The organism is Arthrobacter koreensis (assembly GCF_035792275.1).
In the GTDB taxonomy this organism is placed as follows: domain Bacteria; phylum Actinomycetota; class Actinomycetes; order Actinomycetales; family Micrococcaceae; genus Arthrobacter_B; species Arthrobacter_B koreensis_A.
Genome location: NZ_JAMWKK010000005.1, coordinates 238,378 through 254,170, shown reverse-complemented (window position 1 = coordinate 254,170; position 15,793 = coordinate 238,378). Strand labels below are relative to the sequence as shown.

The following is a 15,793-nucleotide window of genomic DNA, read 5'->3' as shown; positions in this document are numbered from 1 at the left end:
GGCACGGGGGATGGCTGGGGCAGTAAACTTAGCAACAAGGCGCCGTATTCTATCGATGGTACGGATCAGCCAGGCAATTTTGGCAGTGGGTGTTCTTTTACTATGTGGGTTCGTCGCAGGAATCAACCCGCTCACGGAATGGTGGTTTTGGACGGCCACTACGACCGTTATCACCGCCGCGATTGCTGAGCCATACTACACCGGACCCGTCGCAGCACTTTTATATGGCGTGGGCGGTCTTGGTGCGGCTATCGCTGCTAGCAAACAAGGAGTCGAATTTCTGTGGGCTCTCTACATCGTATTCGCCGGACTGGTCATCGTAAGCGCCGTCATTACGTTAGTTGCGCCCGAGGGCAGGCTGAGTCAAGTGGCGCAATGGTTTGCTACCCGCTTTGGACGCCCGGCATGGCTCGGGTTGGCCGCCGTATCGATCGAACTCCTGCGAGCCGCATCGGAACGAACTCTCTCCACCACCGGGCTCGTCGCTAGCGGGGTACTCATTGCCACTGCGCTTAGCGTGCCGGACTGGTATCGACTCTTCGTCGCGCTGAGACCAGCCCTTGGTGGTTTCTTCCTGGTTGAAGCAGCCATAGAGCCAAACCTCTTGCTGGTAGCTGGAAGGACACGCCTCAATGCGGGACAACTGGTCCAGGTTCGGGGGCAACGGCAGGTTGACGGTGTTGTCGTTGGGAATCTGGCACACAAATCTGGCAATCGTATACAGATTGCTTTAACCTCATCGCCGTGGAATGAGGTCGCCTCAACAAGTGGCGAGCCTGTGGAGATGCAAGTGGTCGAGAGCCAGGAAGGCCCGGTCCTCGGGCTTGCTATCGAAGGTTCGACCGATGTCTTGTTAGATGTGCGGTCTTTCGGCTCACTTAGGCGAGGCGATACGGTGTACTGGGTAGACCCTAAAACATCAGTGCGCTACCTTTATCAGGTTCTAGGCTTAGATCTTCGCCGGTCAGACTGGGATAGTGCCGCCGCCATCGCTGGAAATGCTAGGGCTGGCCTACTGGGTGCTCTGGATACCACGGGTATTGTCGTCGACCAGCAGCTACCATCACCATTCGTGCCGATCTTCAGTGCGGCTGGACTGGACGCAGCGCTTCCAGAGGGTTACAACCGGATTGGTGTAGTCGCCGGGACGCGGATTCCAATAGGAGTCTCTGCCTCGAGTCTGCGGGGGCACCACCTCGGAATTCTAGGAATGTCGGGCATGGGAAAGAGTACGATCGCGAGGCGCATACTCGAGACTCTGAGTGTGGGAGGTGTCTCGGTAGCCATGGACGCGACAGGCGAGTATGCCAGCCGGTACGGACTGGCTCCGTGGGACAGCGCAAATGGACTGGTGACGGATGGTGAGTCAGTTTTCGAGCCCCAACCTGGTCAAGGCGCTCATAATTCATTGGCGGGGCAGGCACAGTCATTTATCGACGCGGCTATGGTTGCCGCAACCGGGGAATATGCGGCAGGAATACCTAGGCCTCGTAGTATCCTAATCGAAGAAGCCCATTCCTTCTTACCGGAATGGAATTTCGCCATACGAGGAGAATCAGATTACGTAGCTCAGAGCTGTCGTATGATTTTGCAGGCCCGTAAATATGGTGTTAATTTCGTGCTCGTCTCACAACGAACCGCAGTCATAAGCAAGTCTGCTATTTCCCAGTGCGAGAGTTACATAATTCTGCGCACACTTGACGATACGAGCCTCCAGTACGTGGAATCCGTGGTAGGTGCGGAGTATCGAGACGTTGCTGCCGGCCTCAAGCGATACCAAGCGATTTGCGTTGGACCTGCATTTAGTACGGCATCCCCTGTAGTTGTCGATTTGGATCCGATGGAAACCAAGCCGTTCTCCGTGAATCCTGCGAGGGATGAAGCGCCGCCTTTTTGAAGTGCTCATATATGAGCAAATAGATAGGATTGCGTGCACCCATGTCCCAATCCCAGCTTGGGGCCGCAAATCACGGTGAGTGCGGTCTAAGGAGACAGATAAATCGAGCAACCGGTATGAAGACGGACCCGATGGTTCCACACAAATTTGCAACCCGACGCCGGGCTCATTTCCCCGCGGTTCAGGCGGGTTGGAGGCTTGAGACCAGCGTCCGGACCGCATCGCGCCCGGCACGGTTTGCGCCGACTGTCGACTGCGAGGGTCCGAAGCCGATCAGGTGGACCCTCGGATCAGCAGCGGCGACGGTACCGTGAACCTCGATCCCGCCGCGTTCGTTGCGCAGCCGCAGCGGGTCCAGGTGGGTCAGCGCGGGCTTGAACCCCGTCGCCCAGAGAATGGCGTCGACACGGGTCAGTGAGCCGTCTGCTTCCCGCACGCCGTCCGGCTCGATGCCTGTGAACATCGGCCGCCGCTGCAGGGCGCCACGCTCCTTCGCCGCGAGGGCGTAGGGCGTCCACAGCAGGTCCGTGTAGGAAACTACGCTGCCGGTGGGGTTTCCCGCCTCGACGTCGGCAGCCACCCGCGAAACGACGTCCTTGCCGACTTCCGGACTGAACGGCTCTTCGCGGAAGACCGGTTCCCGCCGGGTGTACCAGAAAACTTCTGCCACCCGGGAAATCTCTTCAAGCTGCTGGACGGCGGAGATCCCGCCGCCCACGACGGCGACCCGCTGGCCGGCGAACTCCTCCAGCGAGGAATAGTCCCGGGTGTGCAGCTGGCGTCCTGTGAACGTTTCCCGCCCCGGGTAGGCAGGCAGGGTCGGGTTGTCCCAGGTCCCCGTGGCATTGATGACCGCCCGCGCGGCCCAGGTTCCGGCGTCGGACTCGATGAGGAGGTCACCGTCGGGGTCATCGTCTGCGGGCGACACCGAGAAGACCTTGACGGGGCGGAGGATGGGAAGCTGCATCCGTTCCTCGAACGCGGTGAAGTATTCAGGCACTGCAATCCGAGCAGGAGTCCCGGGCTCCGGGGGACTCTGCCGGAACCCCGGGAGGTCGAAGATCCCGTTAACGGTCGCCATGGTCAGCGATTCCCAGCGGTGCAGCCAGGCGCCGCCGGGAGCCGCCCCGGCGTCGAGCATCACGAAGCTGCGCTCGGCATCGCCCTCGGTCAGGGCGCTGGCAAAACCGCGCCGGCTGAGATGGTAGCCGGCCGAAAGTCCTGCCTGGCCTGCGCCGATGACGACGACGCCGGCCCGGCGGACCGTGTGGTTCCCCGCATCGGTGGAGCGCTGCGGCGAAGGGGTATGCATCCTGGGGCCTCCTGGGCTATGAGTATCACTGCGTAAATGCCTGGATGCATGGGTTCATTCCCTTCGTAGGGCTGCCGGACCCGGCAGCCGTCAGCGTGCCGGCATTCCCAGATGGGTGCGCAAAGCCGCAGCAGCGTCCTCCAGACTGGCGAGCTGCTCCGGTGTGAACGCATCGATAAAGATCTCCTTGATCGCGGCGAGGTGGGGGATGGTGCTGCCCCGGTAGGCGCGGGCACCCTCCTCGGTGAGAACGACGAGCGAGCCGCGCGCATCCTCGGGGCTCGGTTCACGGCGCAGCAGGCCCCGTTTCTCCATACGACCCAGCTGGCCGGAAACCCGGCTGCGTTCCCACTCCAGATGCGCGGCCAGCTGCGAGGAGCGCATCGACTTCCCCTCTGCCTCGCTGAGGGCGATGAGGACCCGGTAGTCGCCGTCCGAAAGTCCGGATTCCCTGCGCATCCGCGACTCGATGCGGGACCTGGCGATTTCGACAGCTTCGTGATGGGCGCGCCAGACGGCAAGCTCCCCGCTGGTGGGGAGCTTCCTGTGCTTCCCTGCATCCATCGAATCTCCTAAGTAGTTGACATGTGAATCATATAGGCGATGATTCATATGTCAACTACATTCCGAATGCCAACCGCGTACTGTGTCTTGGAACCGGTCCTTCCAGCCGGCGAAGAGCAGCAGCCCGCAGCGAAGGACAGTCCCATGACGCAGGAACTCACTGACAGCACCGGAGCATCAGTAACCGTCACAGCCGCACCAGAGGGTCCCCTGGGGGCCTACTTTGTGTCCGTGGACGGAGTACGTGCGGGAAGAGTCGACTTCCTCGATCCTTCCGGCGCGAAAGACGAACGCATCGTTTTCCACACCGAGGTGGATGAACAGTTCGCCGGTCGCGGCCTTGCTGGCCTGCTGCTGCGCGAAGTCCTCGCGGACGTCACCCGCAGGAATCTCGTGCTCGTTCCCGTTTGCCCGCTCTTCGGCCGGCACCTGAAGAAACACGGCGACGAGTTCCGGGGCAGCGGCGGTGTGTTCCGGCTGCCGGTTCCGGCAGACTTCGCACTGGTGGCACGGTCCGCCCGGTCCGGCGAGTGAGTGCCGGTCTGCGAACACAGGAGGGGGAGCGCTAATGCGTTCAGTCGTACACGACTACCTGACGGAGGTGCTGGGCGGCCTGGCGGCGGACGGCTCGGGAGAACTTGCGGGCTACATTCCCGAACTTGCCGAAGCCGACCCAGACCGCCTGGGAGCGGTCTTCGCCACGGTCGACGGCGAGGTCTACGGCGCAGGAGATGCCGACGTCGAATTCACCATCCAGTCAATCTCCAAGCCATTCGCCTACGCGCTTGCGCTCTCAGACCGCGGCTTTGATTCAGTGCTTGCCAAGGTCGGAGTTGAACCGTCAGGAGAAGCGTTCAACGAGATCTCCCTGGAACACGAAACCGGGCGGCCGCGCAATCCCATGATTAACGCGGGCGCGATCACCACGCACTCGCTCGTGGGTCCGGAGCACCTGCTGCCGGCCGAGCGGGTTGACCGCGTCGTCCGGGGCCTGTCGGCGTTTGCCGGCCGCCGGCTGGAGGTCGATGAAACGGTCTGTATCTCGGAGATGGAGAATGCCCACCGGAACCTGGCCAGCGCGCACATGCTGCGAAGCCACAACATCCTCACCGCCGATCCGCGCTCCGTTGTTGAGGGGTACATCCGCCAGTGTTCAGTGCTGGTCACGGCGCGGGACCTCGCCGTGATGGCCGCGACGCTGGCCAACCAGGGGGTCAACCCGGTCACAGGCGAACGGGTGGTTGATGCCCGGGTTGTGCGGCAGGTGCTCAGCGTCATGTCTACCTGCGGAATGTACGACGCCGCAGGGGACTGGGCGACCCAGGTCGGCATTCCTGCCAAGAGCGGTGTGGCCGGAGGACTGATTGGATCCCTTCCCGGCCAGCTTGGCATTGCCACGTTTTCGCCCCGGCTGGACGGGCACGGGAACAGCGTGCGCGGTGTTTCTCTGTTTGAACGGTTCTCCTCTGACATGGGCCTGCATGTAATGGAGGTTCCGCCGGCGGCACTCGCAGTCGTACGGTCAAGCCACGTTCTTGGGGAGGGAACATCCGCAGTCCGGGTTCTCCAGGCACAGGGCGGCATCCGCTTTGCCGGAGCGGAGCGGATTGTCCGGGAGTTCGTCGGAGATGACATTGGTGAGAGTGCGGTGGTAGTTGATTTCTCGCTGGTTTCATCGATCGACGACGTGGCACGGCGTATGCTGCTGGAACTCGCGCGCCGGCTCATGCTCGAAGGCCGCGGGGTCTATTTCGTGGATCCGGAAATGGTCATCCCGGATCCCGACCGCGGCGACGGCATCCGTGTTCCCGTCATTGCGGATGCCGGGCAAGCCCCCCGGGGGGTCGGCGCGTAACCGGGAGAACAAACCGGACGGGATATTCGCCGTGGACCCGTAGACTCAGCCGGGACGCGGAAAGGAGCTCGAGATGCCGTGGAGTACACGTGAACTGGCGGACCTGGCGGGTACCACGGTGAACACCGTCCGCCACTATCACCGTCTGGGCCTGCTCGAACAGCCGGACCGGCGCTACAACGGCTACAAGCAGTACGAAGTGCGGCATCTGGTGAGCCTGCTGCGGATACGGCGGCTCGCAGAGCTGGGCATTCCGCTGTCCCAGATGCGGAGCGTCACGGACTCAGCCCAGGGATCGCCGGAACTTCTGCGGGAGGTGGACGCCGAACTGCGGGCACGCATCGAATCTCTCGAGCAGGCGCGGGCGCACATCGCGGCCATCATCCAGCACCAGGTTCCGGCGGACGTGCCTGCCGGGTTCGAGGCGGTGGCTTCCCGCTTGTCGGAGAGCGACCGTTCGATCGTCCACATCATGACCCGGTTCTACGATGATGACGCCCTGGAGGACATCCGGGAGATGTCCGCGGATGATACTGACGACACCGGCCCGGACATCGACAACCTTCCTGCCGATGCCGATGAGCAGACCCGGCAGGAACTGGCCGGGCGGGTCGCCGGAATCATCGTGAAGCACCTCGCCAACTATCCCTGGCTACGGGACCCGGCCGCTCACTTGCCCAAAGGTAGTGAACTCAGCCTGCAGACTTTCGGGGATGCGCTGACCGAGCTGTACAACGACGCCCAGCTGGACGTGCTGTTCCGCGCCAACAAGCTGGCGGAGGAGATGATGGGCGCCGCGCGCGTGCAGGGCGGCGAAGGGACGGCCGGGCAGCAGGGCTGAACATGCGCCCACGGAACGCGCAGCACTAGTCCCCGCCGCCGAACAGGCCTCCGTCGAGGAGCCAGTTGTAGCGCAGCCGCAGTGCCCGTTCCGTGCTGGCGGCCAGGCCGGCCAGCAGAAGCGACGTATTCGCCCAGGCGGGGAGCAGGATCGGGCTGGCGAACGTGCCTAGGCTCTCTGCCAGCGGCGGAAACTCGGTGACCGACTGCAGAAGCTGCGGCACACCAAGGGCGAGGCTCACGAGGAGCACCAGTGCGGACGCCGCCCCAAGAAGCCGGCTCAGCCCGGGGCGGGTCTTCTCGAGGTGTGCGCGCAGCCCCTCGGCGGACGAGGCGTCGGGCGACAGCTGGCGGACGCCGCCGTCGTGGGTGAGGTAGTCGGCCTGCCTCAGCCCGTAGGTGCTCACAGCCACGCGGATGGTCCCTCCCGGAAGGGGGAAGGCGATAGGCGGCCGAAGACTGGCCCTGCGCCTGCCGTCGCGGTAAAGGTGCACATAGACCTCGCCGTCTTCATCGCCTCCGTGCCGGACATCGACGGACCATGTCTCGGGGTGTCCGTCCACGCCTTTGACGCGGGGATCGAAAAGGGACCGGGAAAACGCCTGCCACCAGCGAAACGGCTGCAGTGTGTCAGCGCCGTCCGGCTTCAATTGTTCCAACATGCCAGCCTCCCAAACCGAGTCAGCCCTGGATGGGCGGGACCTGATTCAGACAGCAGACACTATGTTCCCGGAACAGGGTCAACCCCTGCCCGGCCGGCACCTGCAGCCGGTCCGGAAGCGAAAGCCCCGGGCTATATGACGACCAGGTCCTGCCCGTCGGGCTTGTGATCTGCGAGCGCCGTGCTCTGGACCGCCGGGTCTTCGTAGGTGTTCCAGTAGTAGGTCATGGTCTTGGCGGAAAAGAGCCCGGTGTAAACCGTCTTCTCGAAGACGCCGTCTCCCATGGCTGCACTGCCCTCCACCATGGCAACCTGCTGCAGCGTGTGGAAGGCGCGGCTCACGTTGTCCGCCTCGGTTGTTTTCTGCGGATAGTGCGCGTGGACGTAGGCTGCCCGCACGAAACGAGACGGCGAGTAGTAGTCCCCGGGAATGCCGCGCATCAGCGATCCCGATCCGAACGGGGTCAGGTGCGCCTGGTTGAGAACGACTTCCCGGGGGAATTCGGGGGACAGATTGAGGTAGTTGCGCAGGTTCTCGTGGTGCCAGTTGAAACCGGGCTGGTTGGTGAGCACATCGACGTCGTCGTGGAAAACCTCCATGCCCGCGCTCGTGTACTCCACCACGATGGCACGCTTCGCGTCGCCGATAATCCAGTGCAGCATTGAACTCGGATACTTGTCATTGACGGGCCGGTCCACAATGGCGACGTTGCCCAGCGCTGCCTCGACCTCGTCCACGCTGGCGAACTGCGAAGCCACCCAGAGCGGGAACTCGAACGCGGGAACATTAACCGCGCCTGTGACCTGGTCCGGTGCGTAACTGGCGTATCCCGGGAAGTTCAGTCCCGCAACGGCCAGGCCGGCGTCGTTGCCGCAGTCGAAATACAGCGGCGTGTCTTCCTCCACGATTCCCATGCCGATGACGGCGTGCTTGATTTCCTGCACAGCGCCAAAAGGTGACTTGGGGCTGTACCCGGTTGGCGTCACCACCACCCGTTCCCCGTAACCATTCGTCCAGTCCAGGTTGCGTGCGAGATAAAGGTTGCCGCTGCCGTCCGTGTACCTGATGCCTGTGCACATGTTGATGCTCCCTGTTCCTGGGAGGTCCTCAACCTCCCGCGGTCTTTAGGTTAGGCCCGTGATGCGGGTCCGCGGCAGGTGCCCTGGACAAACCCGGAGCCGCATTCACAGATCAGCTGCCGGGGCCGCGGAAAACCGGGTGGCCAGCGGCCGCATTAAGGGGGTTGACCCTGTTCCGGGAACACAGTTTCTAATGCTTCTACCCGAGGGACAGGCCCTCGGACAGGAGACAAGGAACCAGTTCGATGAACCCCACCCAGGAACTCGTCCACAACTTTCAGGAGCTTCTAGGCCAGGTGCCTGAGTTCATTCAGCCCTTCATCCTGATGCTTGCCGCCGCCGTCCCCTTTCTGGAGGGTGAAGCAGGCGCAATAATCGGCGTCGTCGGCGGGTTGAATCCCGTACTTGCGGCCGTGGCGGCTGCCATCGGCAACTTTGCCAGCGTGGCGCTGGTGGTGTTCGTTACCTCGCGGGCACGGACCGCCGTCACCACCCGGGTTGACGCCCGGGCCGAGGCTGCGGCTGCCGCAGCAGGCGGCACGGCGACGCTGGTTGCCGCCCGTACCGCCAAGCCGGAGTCGAAGGGACGCATCCGCTTCAAGCGCTGGCTTGTCCGCTTCGGAGTTCCCGGGGCAAGCATCCTTGGCCCACTGGCCATCCCCACCCAGTTCACCGCGTCGATCCTCGTAGCCGGCGGAACTTCCCGCCGCTGGGTCCTGCTGTGGCAGGGCGCGGCCATCATTATCTGGACCACGATCTCGACGGTTCTGATCTGGAGTGCACTGACATTCGTCGTCGGTGTCTAGCCGGGGCTAGGAACCCAGTGCAGCCACATCCCGGGATACTGCGTCCATCCGGTCAGCGAACTGGTGTCCGCCGGTCTTATGCCGGCGGATCACCGCGCCGGGAAGCAGCCCTTCGAACCGCTCAAGGTGTTCGAAGGGCACTGTGCCGTCATCGCGGCAGTGGTGCAGGAATACCGGCAGGCCCGGCGGCAGCGTGAAATCCGCTGGCAGGGCATATTCTCCCTGCCAGCCCTCCGAGCCCCAGAACGGAGTCGCCAGCAACACCATTCCCCGGGGCAGGGGGTCCGGATGCGCAGCTGCGAGACGTAGCAGGGCCATAGACGCTCCGAACGAATGCCCGACAATCACAGTCTCCGGCTCCATTGCCTCATCGATACCGCTCAGCCAGGAACCGGCAGTCATGTCTTCATCAGGGAAGCGGGGCATCGCCACCGGGACCCGCAGCCGGGAACGCAGTTCGTCCGCGATCGGCTGATCATCCGTCCATCCGCCTGCTCCATGCAGAAACAGAACTTCCACGGCCTGCCACCGCCTTCCTGTCGATCTCCCTCCACTCTCCCGCAGCAGCAGGGCTGCCGACAGGGGTGGACCAAACTGTCCGCATTCGGACCGTGTACGCCCAAGCAGATGCGTCTCCTGCTGACGGGGAGGAACCGCCGCTGCTAGCGTTCATCCTCCGACGGGAGTTCTCCTGCCGGTTCCGGCCTTGCATGGACAGGAGCCCGACATGCCCGCAGAACAGCTGAACGTGATCATTCACGGGGCCGGGGGAGCGATCGGCGGGGCCGTGGCAGGGGAATTCGCCCGCCGCGGAGCGCGGCTGTTCCTCGCCGGGCATGGTGAGTCCTCCGTACATGCCACCGCGGAGAAGGTCCGTGCTCTCGGAGGGGAAGCACACACCAGCAGGGTTGATGCCTATAACCGGGTGGAAGTGGACGCTCACACCAATGCGGTGGCTGACCTGGCGGGCAGGATCGACGTGATGCTGAACGCGGTGGCGGTTCCCCGGGTCCAGGGCGTTCCGCTGCTGGAAATGGATGCGGACGACGTCGTGGCCCCCGCCGCCGCGTGGCTGCGTACCCAGTTCCTCACCGCCCGGGCCGCTGCCGGCTACATGGTGCCGCAGGGCAGCGGAACCATTCTGATGCTCTCAGCGTCTCCGGCAAGGCTGGCCCTTGCCGGCGTTGGGGGCTTCGCCGCCGCCTGCGCCGCAGTCGAAGCACTGACCCGTACCCTGGCCGCGGAAACCGGAGCAGCCGGAGTCCGGACGGTCTGCCTGCGTCCGCATCGGATCCGGGAGACGATCGGCAGCACACCTGACCTGCCGATGGAGCTGGAGGAGTTCACCCGGTTCCTGGAATCGCTGACCACCAGCGGTACCCTCCCTACGCTGGGGGACGTTGCACGGGCCGCTGTCTTCCTCGCCACCGGCGGAGGGGCGAGCATGAACGGCACGGTGCTGAACCTTACCGGCGGCATGAGCCCGGACTAGGGGTGCCTCCCTGCTCGCATGCGGTCTCCGTCACAATTCACCAATTTGGACGGTGTCCAGCATTATGAACTGGTGACGAACACAGACCTGATTTCCGCGGGCGGCACGGACGCCGTTGAACCCGCCCCCCCGCCGCCGAGCTGGCGCCCGCCTGGGCGGACGGGGAGGCAGGGTACGACGACGCTTCCCTGGCCATCGCGATAACGGTCGCCCTTGTGCTCCTCACCATCTGCGCCCTCGCCGCGCCCGGGTTCCGTACCCGCCATCACGACGTCTTTGAAGCGTCCCACCGGTTCGGCACCTGGACCGTCCTGATCCTCGGCTGGGCCAACACGCTGATCCTGGCCCAGCTGCAGACACCCGAACGCGGCTTCGGGGAGGCGCTGCTCGCGTCCCCGATTTTCTGGATGCTGGTGGTTTCCACGGGACTGGCGGTCTGGCCCTGGCTGCTGCTGCGGAAGGTCCCCGTCACCACGGAACGCCCGTCGAACCACACCATCATCGTCCGGCTGAACCACGGGTATGTTCCGCCGGTCGGTACCACCCGCGCGATCAGCCGCCATCCGCTGCTGGGCTGGCATCCCTTCGCCTGCATCCCTGCCGCGCCTGGGGAGGACGGTTACCGGATGGTCATTTCACGGGCCGGCGGCTGGACGAGTGAGTTCATTGAGAATCCGCCCGCCCACGTCTGGGTCCGCGGGATCCCGACAGTCGGCGTCGCCAATGCCAAGCGTCTTTTCAACCGGGTGCTTTATATCGCCACCGGCAGCGGCATTGGTCCGGCCCTTGGGCACCTGCTTACCGATACCCAGGGCGCCCGGCTGGTCTGGGTCACCAAAACTCCGCGTGCCACGTACGGTGACGGCCTGGTCGGGGAGGTCGAGAAAGCACAGCCGGAAGCAGTCATCTGGAACACCAGCGAGCAGTGCAAACCGGACGTCTTTGACCTCTCCTATGAAACCTTCGTGGCTTCCGGCGCCGACGCCGTCATCATCGTTTCAAACAAGGCCGTCACGGGGCGGGTAGTCAGCGAATTCGAACGCCGCGGCATTCCTGCCTTTGGACCCATCTGGGATTCCTGACCCGAACAGGCGTGGAGCCTCCGGAGTGAGCTGGTAGTTTCGGCTCACACCATACGAGGAGCGAACAGTCATGGGAGCAGCACAGCGCGGGTCTTCAGGCAGGGCGGTTTCGGCGGCCGCGGCGGCTGCGCTGGCCCTGGCCGCCTGCACTGGAGGCAGCGACCAGGCAGTACAGACGCCGGGCCCGGCAGCGTCCACGGCGGAGTTCTCTGAACCGGAAACCCTGGCTACCGGGCTGCAGGCGCCCTGGTCGATAGCGTTCCTGGCCGGCACACCGCTGGTCAGTGAGCGGGATTCGGGCCGGATCCTGGAACTGGATGGTGCCGGGAGCCACCGCGAGGTGGGCATGATTGACGCGCAGGGACGCGGCGAAGGCGGGCTGCTGGGCATTGCCGTGCAGGGCGGCTACCTGTACAGCTACCTGACAGCCGGGAACGAGAACCGGATCGAGCGCCGCGAACTCACCGGTTCTCCGGGGTCGCTTGCGCTGGGCGGGCCCGAGGTGGTGCTCTCCGGCATTCCGGCAGGCCCGGTGCACAACGGCGGCCGCATTGCGTTCGGCCCGGACGGGATGCTCTACGCCACGGCGGGCGACGCCGGAAACCGTGACAGCGCCCAGGACACGGGATCGCTCTCCGGCAAGATCCTCCGGCTGATGCCCGGCGGCGGTGTGCCCGAAGATAATCCGTTCCCCGGGTCTCCTGTGTACAGCTACGGCCACCGCAATCCCCAGGGCATCGCCTGGGACAGCGAAGGAACGCTCTACGCCAGCGAGTTCGGCCAGGCCACCTGGGACGAACTGAACGTGATTGAAGCCGGCGGCAACTACGGCTGGCCCGACGCCGAGGGAATCGCGGACCAGGCGGGGTTCATCGACCCCGTGCAGCAGTGGGAACCCGCCGCCGCCAGCCCCAGCGGCATCGCCGTGCTGGGGAAGATGCTGTTCATCGCCAACCTGCGCGGGGAGCGCCTGCGAGAAGTGCCGCTGGAAGCGCCGGGCAGCGCCATCGAACATCTGGCCGGCGAAGGCCGGCTCCGGGATGCTGTCGCTGCCCCGGACGGAAGCCTCTGGGTCCTGACCGGCAACACGGACGGAAGGGGCACTCCCGGCGCGGAAGATGACCGCATTCTGCGCCTTGAGCTTCTGCCCTGAACCGCTGCCCTCAACATTTGCGCGGCTCGGACGTACGCTTCCCCCTGAACACAGCCCAGAGTCTTCGAGGGGGATACCCGTGCCCGAGGTAATCGTTGCCGGAGCCGGACCGACCGGGATTTTCCTGGCCAGCGAACTGCGCCTGCACGGCGTGGACGTGGTGGTCCTGGACCGGGAGCCGGAGCCAAACACCATCATCCGTGCCCTGGGGCTGCATTCCCGCAGCATCGAAATCATGGACCAGCGCGGGCTGGGGGAGCAGTTCGCTGCCGCGGGCACACGGTATCCGCTGGACGGGTTCTTCGCCGGGATCCTCCGGAGCGCACCGAAACTGGACACCACCCATCCCTACGTCCTGGGGATACCGCAGACAGAGACCGAGACCCTGCTGACCCGGCGGGCCCTCGAACTTGGCGTCGACATCCGCCGCGGCAGCGAAGTTACCGGCCTGGCACAGGACGAAACCGGCGTCCTGGCGACACTGGCCGACGGTAGCGAGCTCCGTGCCCGGTATCTGGTGGGCTGCGACGGCGGCCGCAGCACTGTCCGTTCCCTGGCCGGGATCGGTTTTCCGGGCGAGCCGAGCCGGCGCGAGTTCCTGCTGGGCGAAGTCGAGTTTACGGCCGCGGCGGACGAAGTGGCAGCGGTCTCCGCCCGGGTTCGTGAAACCCACCGCGACTTTGGTGCCGGGCCCGTTGAAGGAGGCGCCTTCCGGGTAGTGGTTCCGGCTGCCGGCGTTGCCGAAGACCGCACCGTGCCGCCGGACCTGGAGGAACTCAGGCAGCAGCTGCGCACCTACGCCGGCACGGACTTCGGTGCCCATTCGCCTCGCTGGATCTCCCGTTTCGGCGACGCTGTGCGGCTCGCCGAGGCCTACCGTGCGGGGCGGGTATTCCTGGCGGGAGACGCTGCACACGTCCATCCGCCGTTTGGCGGACAGGGGCTGAACCTGGGCCTGCAGGACGCCCTCAACCTTGGCTGGAAACTCGCCGCTGCCGTCAACGGGTGGGCGCCGGATGAGCTGCTGGACACCTACTTCACCGAACGGCATCCGGTGGCAGCCGACGTCCTGAACGTCACCCGCGCCCAGTCCGAGCTGGTTTCCACCGAACCCGGGCCCCAGGCCGTGCGGAAGCTGCTCACGGAACTCATGGAGTTCGACGCCGTGAACCGGCACCTCATCGGCAAAATCACGGCACTGGACGTGCGCTACGACTTCGGACCGGGTCCGGACCCCGTCGGCCGCCGGCAGCGGGACATCCGGCTGGGGCAGGGCACACTCTATGAGCGGATGCACACCGGGCGCGGAGTCCTGCTGGACCGGACGGGGGAGCTGTTCCTTGAAGGCTGGGAGGACCGGGTGGACCAGATCATCGAACCGGAATCCGATCCGCAGACCCCGTCGCTGCTGCTGCGCCCGGACGGGCACATCGTCTGGCTGGAGGGCGCACCCGACGACGACGGCGGGATCTCCGCAGCAAGCCAGGCCGACCTCGTGGATGCCCTGGAGACCTGGTTCGGGCCGGCAAGTCTGCCGAGCATGGTCCAGCTGGCTGATTTGAACTGAACCGGCTGCGGTCTGCCGGCGACGCCGGGGATCAGGGCTTCCGCGGAGTGCGGAGAATGCGAAGCTGCCGCGCGGCTGCCAAAAGAATGCCGTCCTCGTCCCAGAGGTCGATGTCCTCCGTAATCCAGCCCTCCGGGGATGCTGCCGACGTCCGTGCCGAGAGCAGGACCCAGGGGGAGCTGCCGGCAGGATGGCCGCTCAGGTTAACCGAGAGTTCCAGAGTGGGCATGGGTGCCAGTTCGGTGAGGACGGCAGAGTAGGACGGTGCCAGTGCATCCGCGAGGAAGATGAGCCGGGCAGGGGCCGGTGCCGCGTCGTCGTCAAGCAGCCTGATCCAGGCACACAGCCGTGCTTCTGCGTGGCCGCCGAACGGACGGGTGGTTCCAACCGGCCGGATTTCCGTAGAAGCTGCGAAAGGCACGAAGGCCGGCGGGACGGTGAAAACTGCACAGTCCTTCCAATGCGGCACGACTGGAGGCGGGGGAGCGAGAACGGGGGCCTTCAGCGGAGCTCCGGTACTCAGAATCGCCCAGGCAGCGGCGTGTGTCTGATCCTCCGAAGCCATGCGGGCCCGTGCGGTAGAGATGGCGCCTCCGCTGCGAACCGGTTCCGCCGTGATGTGGAAAGGTGTGCGGATTGCGCTGTCGAACCTGCCGGTGATGCTTCGCAGGATGCCCGGCTGTGTGCCGGTAATGCGGGCAGCCGCAGCTGCGAGGGCCAGTCCGCCGTGCAAACCGCCAAAGCCCCAGAGGTTTCCCGGAGCAGGCAGCTGTCCGCCGAGCGCCCTCTCCAGGAAGCCGGAGACGGTGAGCGCCGGGGAAGGTTCAGGGCGGGAGCCAGTGGACTGCCTTGATTAAACATAGCCAGACCCTACAGGCTGCCTATGCCTATGTGAAGCCAGCGGCTAGGGTGGAGTTATGGTGCTGCATCTTGAAGGTCCGTTGTCCGACCGGTCCGGCTGGCAGGCGGAGTCGTGTTCGGTGGCCAGGGCCATGGACGTCATTGGCTCCCGCTCTGCCATGCTCCTGCTGCGGGAGGCGTTCTACGGCACCACGCGCTTTGACGACTTCGCCGCGCGCGTCGGCATCACCGATGCCGTCGCGGCATCCCGGCTCAAGCAGCTGGTCAATGCCGGGATCTTCGAGAAGCGGCCGTACCGGGAACCCGGTGCCCGTACCCGCAGCGAGTACATTCTCACCGAAATGGGCCGGGATCTTTTTCCCGTGGTGCTTGCCCTGATGCAGTGGGGGGACAAGCACCTTCAGCCGGGCAGCGCCGGCCCGCTTGATGTAGTGGACCGTCCGGGCGGGAAACGAGTCGACCTTAGTCCCCGGGACGTCTCCGGTGCCCGCGTACCGCTGGAGGGGCTGGCGGTCCGCGTGAACCGGGACTGGCTTGCGCGCGGGTCCCGCGAATAGCCTCACTGCCTTACCAAATTCCGGCGGCTGTGTGATCGTTGGTGTGTCCCGGAACAGAAGGAGCGG

General features: G+C 64.9%; 16 protein-coding genes. 10 read left to right on the top strand and 6 right to left on the bottom strand.

Annotated features, from left to right (window positions below):
- The first annotated feature begins 55 nt into the window (after window positions 1-55).
- The gene (locus tag NGB94_RS07510) at window positions 56-1,897 is read left to right on the top strand and encodes an ATP-binding protein (RefSeq protein WP_325789988.1); all 1,842 of its coding nucleotides are present in this window, start codon (window positions 56-58) and stop codon (window positions 1,895-1,897) included.
- 181 nt (window positions 1,898-2,078) lie between these two features.
- Here NGB94_RS07510 and NGB94_RS07505 read toward each other — a convergent pair whose 3' ends face one another.
- Entirely contained in the window at window positions 2,079-3,209 is a 1,131-nt protein-coding gene (locus NGB94_RS07505) for an NAD(P)-binding domain-containing protein (protein WP_325789987.1), read from the bottom strand.
- Window positions 3,210-3,299: 90 nt separating this feature from the next.
- Entirely contained in the window at window positions 3,300-3,773 is a 474-nt protein-coding gene (locus tag NGB94_RS07500) for a MarR family winged helix-turn-helix transcriptional regulator (protein WP_325789986.1), read from the bottom strand.
- A gap of 144 nt (window positions 3,774-3,917) precedes the next feature.
- Here NGB94_RS07500 and NGB94_RS07495 point away from each other — a divergent pair, with 144 nt between their 5' ends.
- The 3 genes from NGB94_RS07495 to NGB94_RS07485 all read left to right on the top strand — a co-directional run bounded on the left by NGB94_RS07495 (window position 3,918) and on the right by NGB94_RS07485 (window position 6,469).
- Window positions 3,918-4,307: a GNAT family N-acetyltransferase gene (locus tag NGB94_RS07495; RefSeq protein WP_325789985.1), complete on the top strand. Its 390-nt coding sequence runs from the start codon at window positions 3,918-3,920 to the stop codon at window positions 4,305-4,307.
- A gap of 34 nt (window positions 4,308-4,341) precedes the next feature.
- On the top strand, window positions 4,342-5,628 hold the full coding sequence (locus NGB94_RS07490; protein WP_325789984.1) for a glutaminase: 1,287 nt from the start codon (window positions 4,342-4,344) through the stop codon (window positions 5,626-5,628).
- A 73-nt stretch (window positions 5,629-5,701) separates the two neighbouring features.
- Window positions 5,702-6,469, top strand: a complete 768-nt coding sequence (locus NGB94_RS07485) for a MerR family transcriptional regulator (protein ID WP_325789983.1) — start codon at window positions 5,702-5,704, stop codon at window positions 6,467-6,469.
- A 25-nt stretch (window positions 6,470-6,494) separates the two neighbouring features.
- On the opposite strand, the gene NGB94_RS07480 is transcribed toward NGB94_RS07485, so the two are convergent.
- The gene (locus tag NGB94_RS07480) at window positions 6,495-7,130 is read right to left on the bottom strand and encodes a hypothetical protein (protein ID WP_325789982.1); all 636 of its coding nucleotides are present in this window, start codon (window positions 7,128-7,130) and stop codon (window positions 6,495-6,497) included.
- Window positions 7,131-7,261: 131 nt separating this feature from the next.
- Entirely contained in the window at window positions 7,262-8,209 is a 948-nt protein-coding gene (gene bsh, locus NGB94_RS07475) for a choloylglycine hydrolase (RefSeq protein ID WP_325789981.1), read from the bottom strand.
- Window positions 8,210-8,454: 245 nt separating this feature from the next.
- On the opposite strand from bsh, the gene NGB94_RS07470 reads away from it, so the two are divergent.
- Complete coding sequence (locus NGB94_RS07470; protein WP_325789980.1) at window positions 8,455-9,015, top strand: small multidrug efflux protein; 561 nt, start codon at window positions 8,455-8,457, stop codon at window positions 9,013-9,015.
- 6 nt (window positions 9,016-9,021) lie between these two features.
- Here NGB94_RS07470 and NGB94_RS07465 read toward each other — a convergent pair whose 3' ends face one another.
- Window positions 9,022-9,534 (bottom strand): alpha/beta fold hydrolase, encoded by a 513-nt coding sequence (locus tag NGB94_RS07465; RefSeq protein WP_325789979.1) that lies wholly within the window; start codon window positions 9,532-9,534, stop codon window positions 9,022-9,024.
- Between the two features lie 208 nt (window positions 9,535-9,742).
- On the opposite strand from NGB94_RS07465, the gene NGB94_RS07460 reads away from it, so the two are divergent.
- From NGB94_RS07460 to NGB94_RS07445, 4 genes are all read left to right on the top strand, one after another.
- Complete coding sequence (locus NGB94_RS07460; RefSeq protein WP_325789978.1) at window positions 9,743-10,507, top strand: SDR family oxidoreductase; 765 nt, start codon at window positions 9,743-9,745, stop codon at window positions 10,505-10,507.
- Window positions 10,508-10,722: 215 nt separating this feature from the next.
- On the top strand, window positions 10,723-11,589 hold the full coding sequence (locus NGB94_RS07455) for a hypothetical protein (RefSeq protein WP_325789977.1): 867 nt from the start codon (window positions 10,723-10,725) through the stop codon (window positions 11,587-11,589).
- 70 nt (window positions 11,590-11,659) lie between these two features.
- Window positions 11,660-12,742, top strand: a complete 1,083-nt coding sequence (locus NGB94_RS07450; RefSeq protein WP_325789976.1) for a PQQ-dependent sugar dehydrogenase — start codon at window positions 11,660-11,662, stop codon at window positions 12,740-12,742.
- Window positions 12,743-12,821: 79 nt separating this feature from the next.
- Window positions 12,822-14,309 (top strand): FAD-dependent monooxygenase, encoded by a 1,488-nt coding sequence (locus NGB94_RS07445; RefSeq protein WP_325789975.1) that lies wholly within the window; start codon window positions 12,822-12,824, stop codon window positions 14,307-14,309.
- A 31-nt stretch (window positions 14,310-14,340) separates the two neighbouring features.
- On the opposite strand, the gene NGB94_RS07440 is transcribed toward NGB94_RS07445, so the two are convergent.
- Window positions 14,341-15,078, bottom strand: coding sequence for a thioesterase family protein (locus tag NGB94_RS07440; RefSeq protein ID WP_418910621.1), 738 nt, complete (start codon window positions 15,076-15,078; stop codon window positions 14,341-14,343).
- 148 nt (window positions 15,079-15,226) lie between these two features.
- On the opposite strand from NGB94_RS07440, the gene NGB94_RS07435 reads away from it, so the two are divergent.
- Window positions 15,227-15,727 carry a helix-turn-helix domain-containing protein gene (locus NGB94_RS07435; protein WP_325789973.1) on the top strand — a complete coding sequence of 167 codons (501 nt, stop codon included), beginning with the start codon at window positions 15,227-15,229 and terminating at the stop codon, window positions 15,725-15,727.
- The last annotated feature ends 66 nt before the right edge of the window (window positions 15,728-15,793 follow it).

Coding starts and splice junctions, on each gene's coding strand:
- NGB94_RS07505 (WP_325789987.1), bottom strand. CDS start 3,209: ATGCATACCCCTTCGCCGCAGCGCTCCACCGATGCGGGGAACCACACG.
- NGB94_RS07490 (WP_325789984.1), top strand. CDS start 4,342: ATGCGTTCAGTCGTACACGACTACCTGACGGAGGTGCTGGGCGGCCTG.
- NGB94_RS07495 (WP_325789985.1), top strand. CDS start 3,918: ATGACGCAGGAACTCACTGACAGCACCGGAGCATCAGTAACCGTCACA.
- NGB94_RS07485 (WP_325789983.1), top strand. CDS start 5,702: ATGCCGTGGAGTACACGTGAACTGGCGGACCTGGCGGGTACCACGGTG.
- bsh (WP_325789981.1), bottom strand. CDS start 8,209: ATGTGCACAGGCATCAGGTACACGGACGGCAGCGGCAACCTTTATCTC.
- NGB94_RS07435 (WP_325789973.1), top strand. CDS start 15,227: ATGGTGCTGCATCTTGAAGGTCCGTTGTCCGACCGGTCCGGCTGGCAG.
- NGB94_RS07510 (WP_325789988.1), top strand. CDS start 56: ATGGTACGGATCAGCCAGGCAATTTTGGCAGTGGGTGTTCTTTTACTA.
- NGB94_RS07470 (WP_325789980.1), top strand. CDS start 8,455: ATGAACCCCACCCAGGAACTCGTCCACAACTTTCAGGAGCTTCTAGGC.
- NGB94_RS07480 (WP_325789982.1), bottom strand. CDS start 7,130: ATGTTGGAACAATTGAAGCCGGACGGCGCTGACACACTGCAGCCGTTT.
- NGB94_RS07450 (WP_325789976.1), top strand. CDS start 11,660: ATGGGAGCAGCACAGCGCGGGTCTTCAGGCAGGGCGGTTTCGGCGGCC.
- NGB94_RS07460 (WP_325789978.1), top strand. CDS start 9,743: ATGCCCGCAGAACAGCTGAACGTGATCATTCACGGGGCCGGGGGAGCG.
- NGB94_RS07500 (WP_325789986.1), bottom strand. CDS start 3,773: ATGGATGCAGGGAAGCACAGGAAGCTCCCCACCAGCGGGGAGCTTGCC.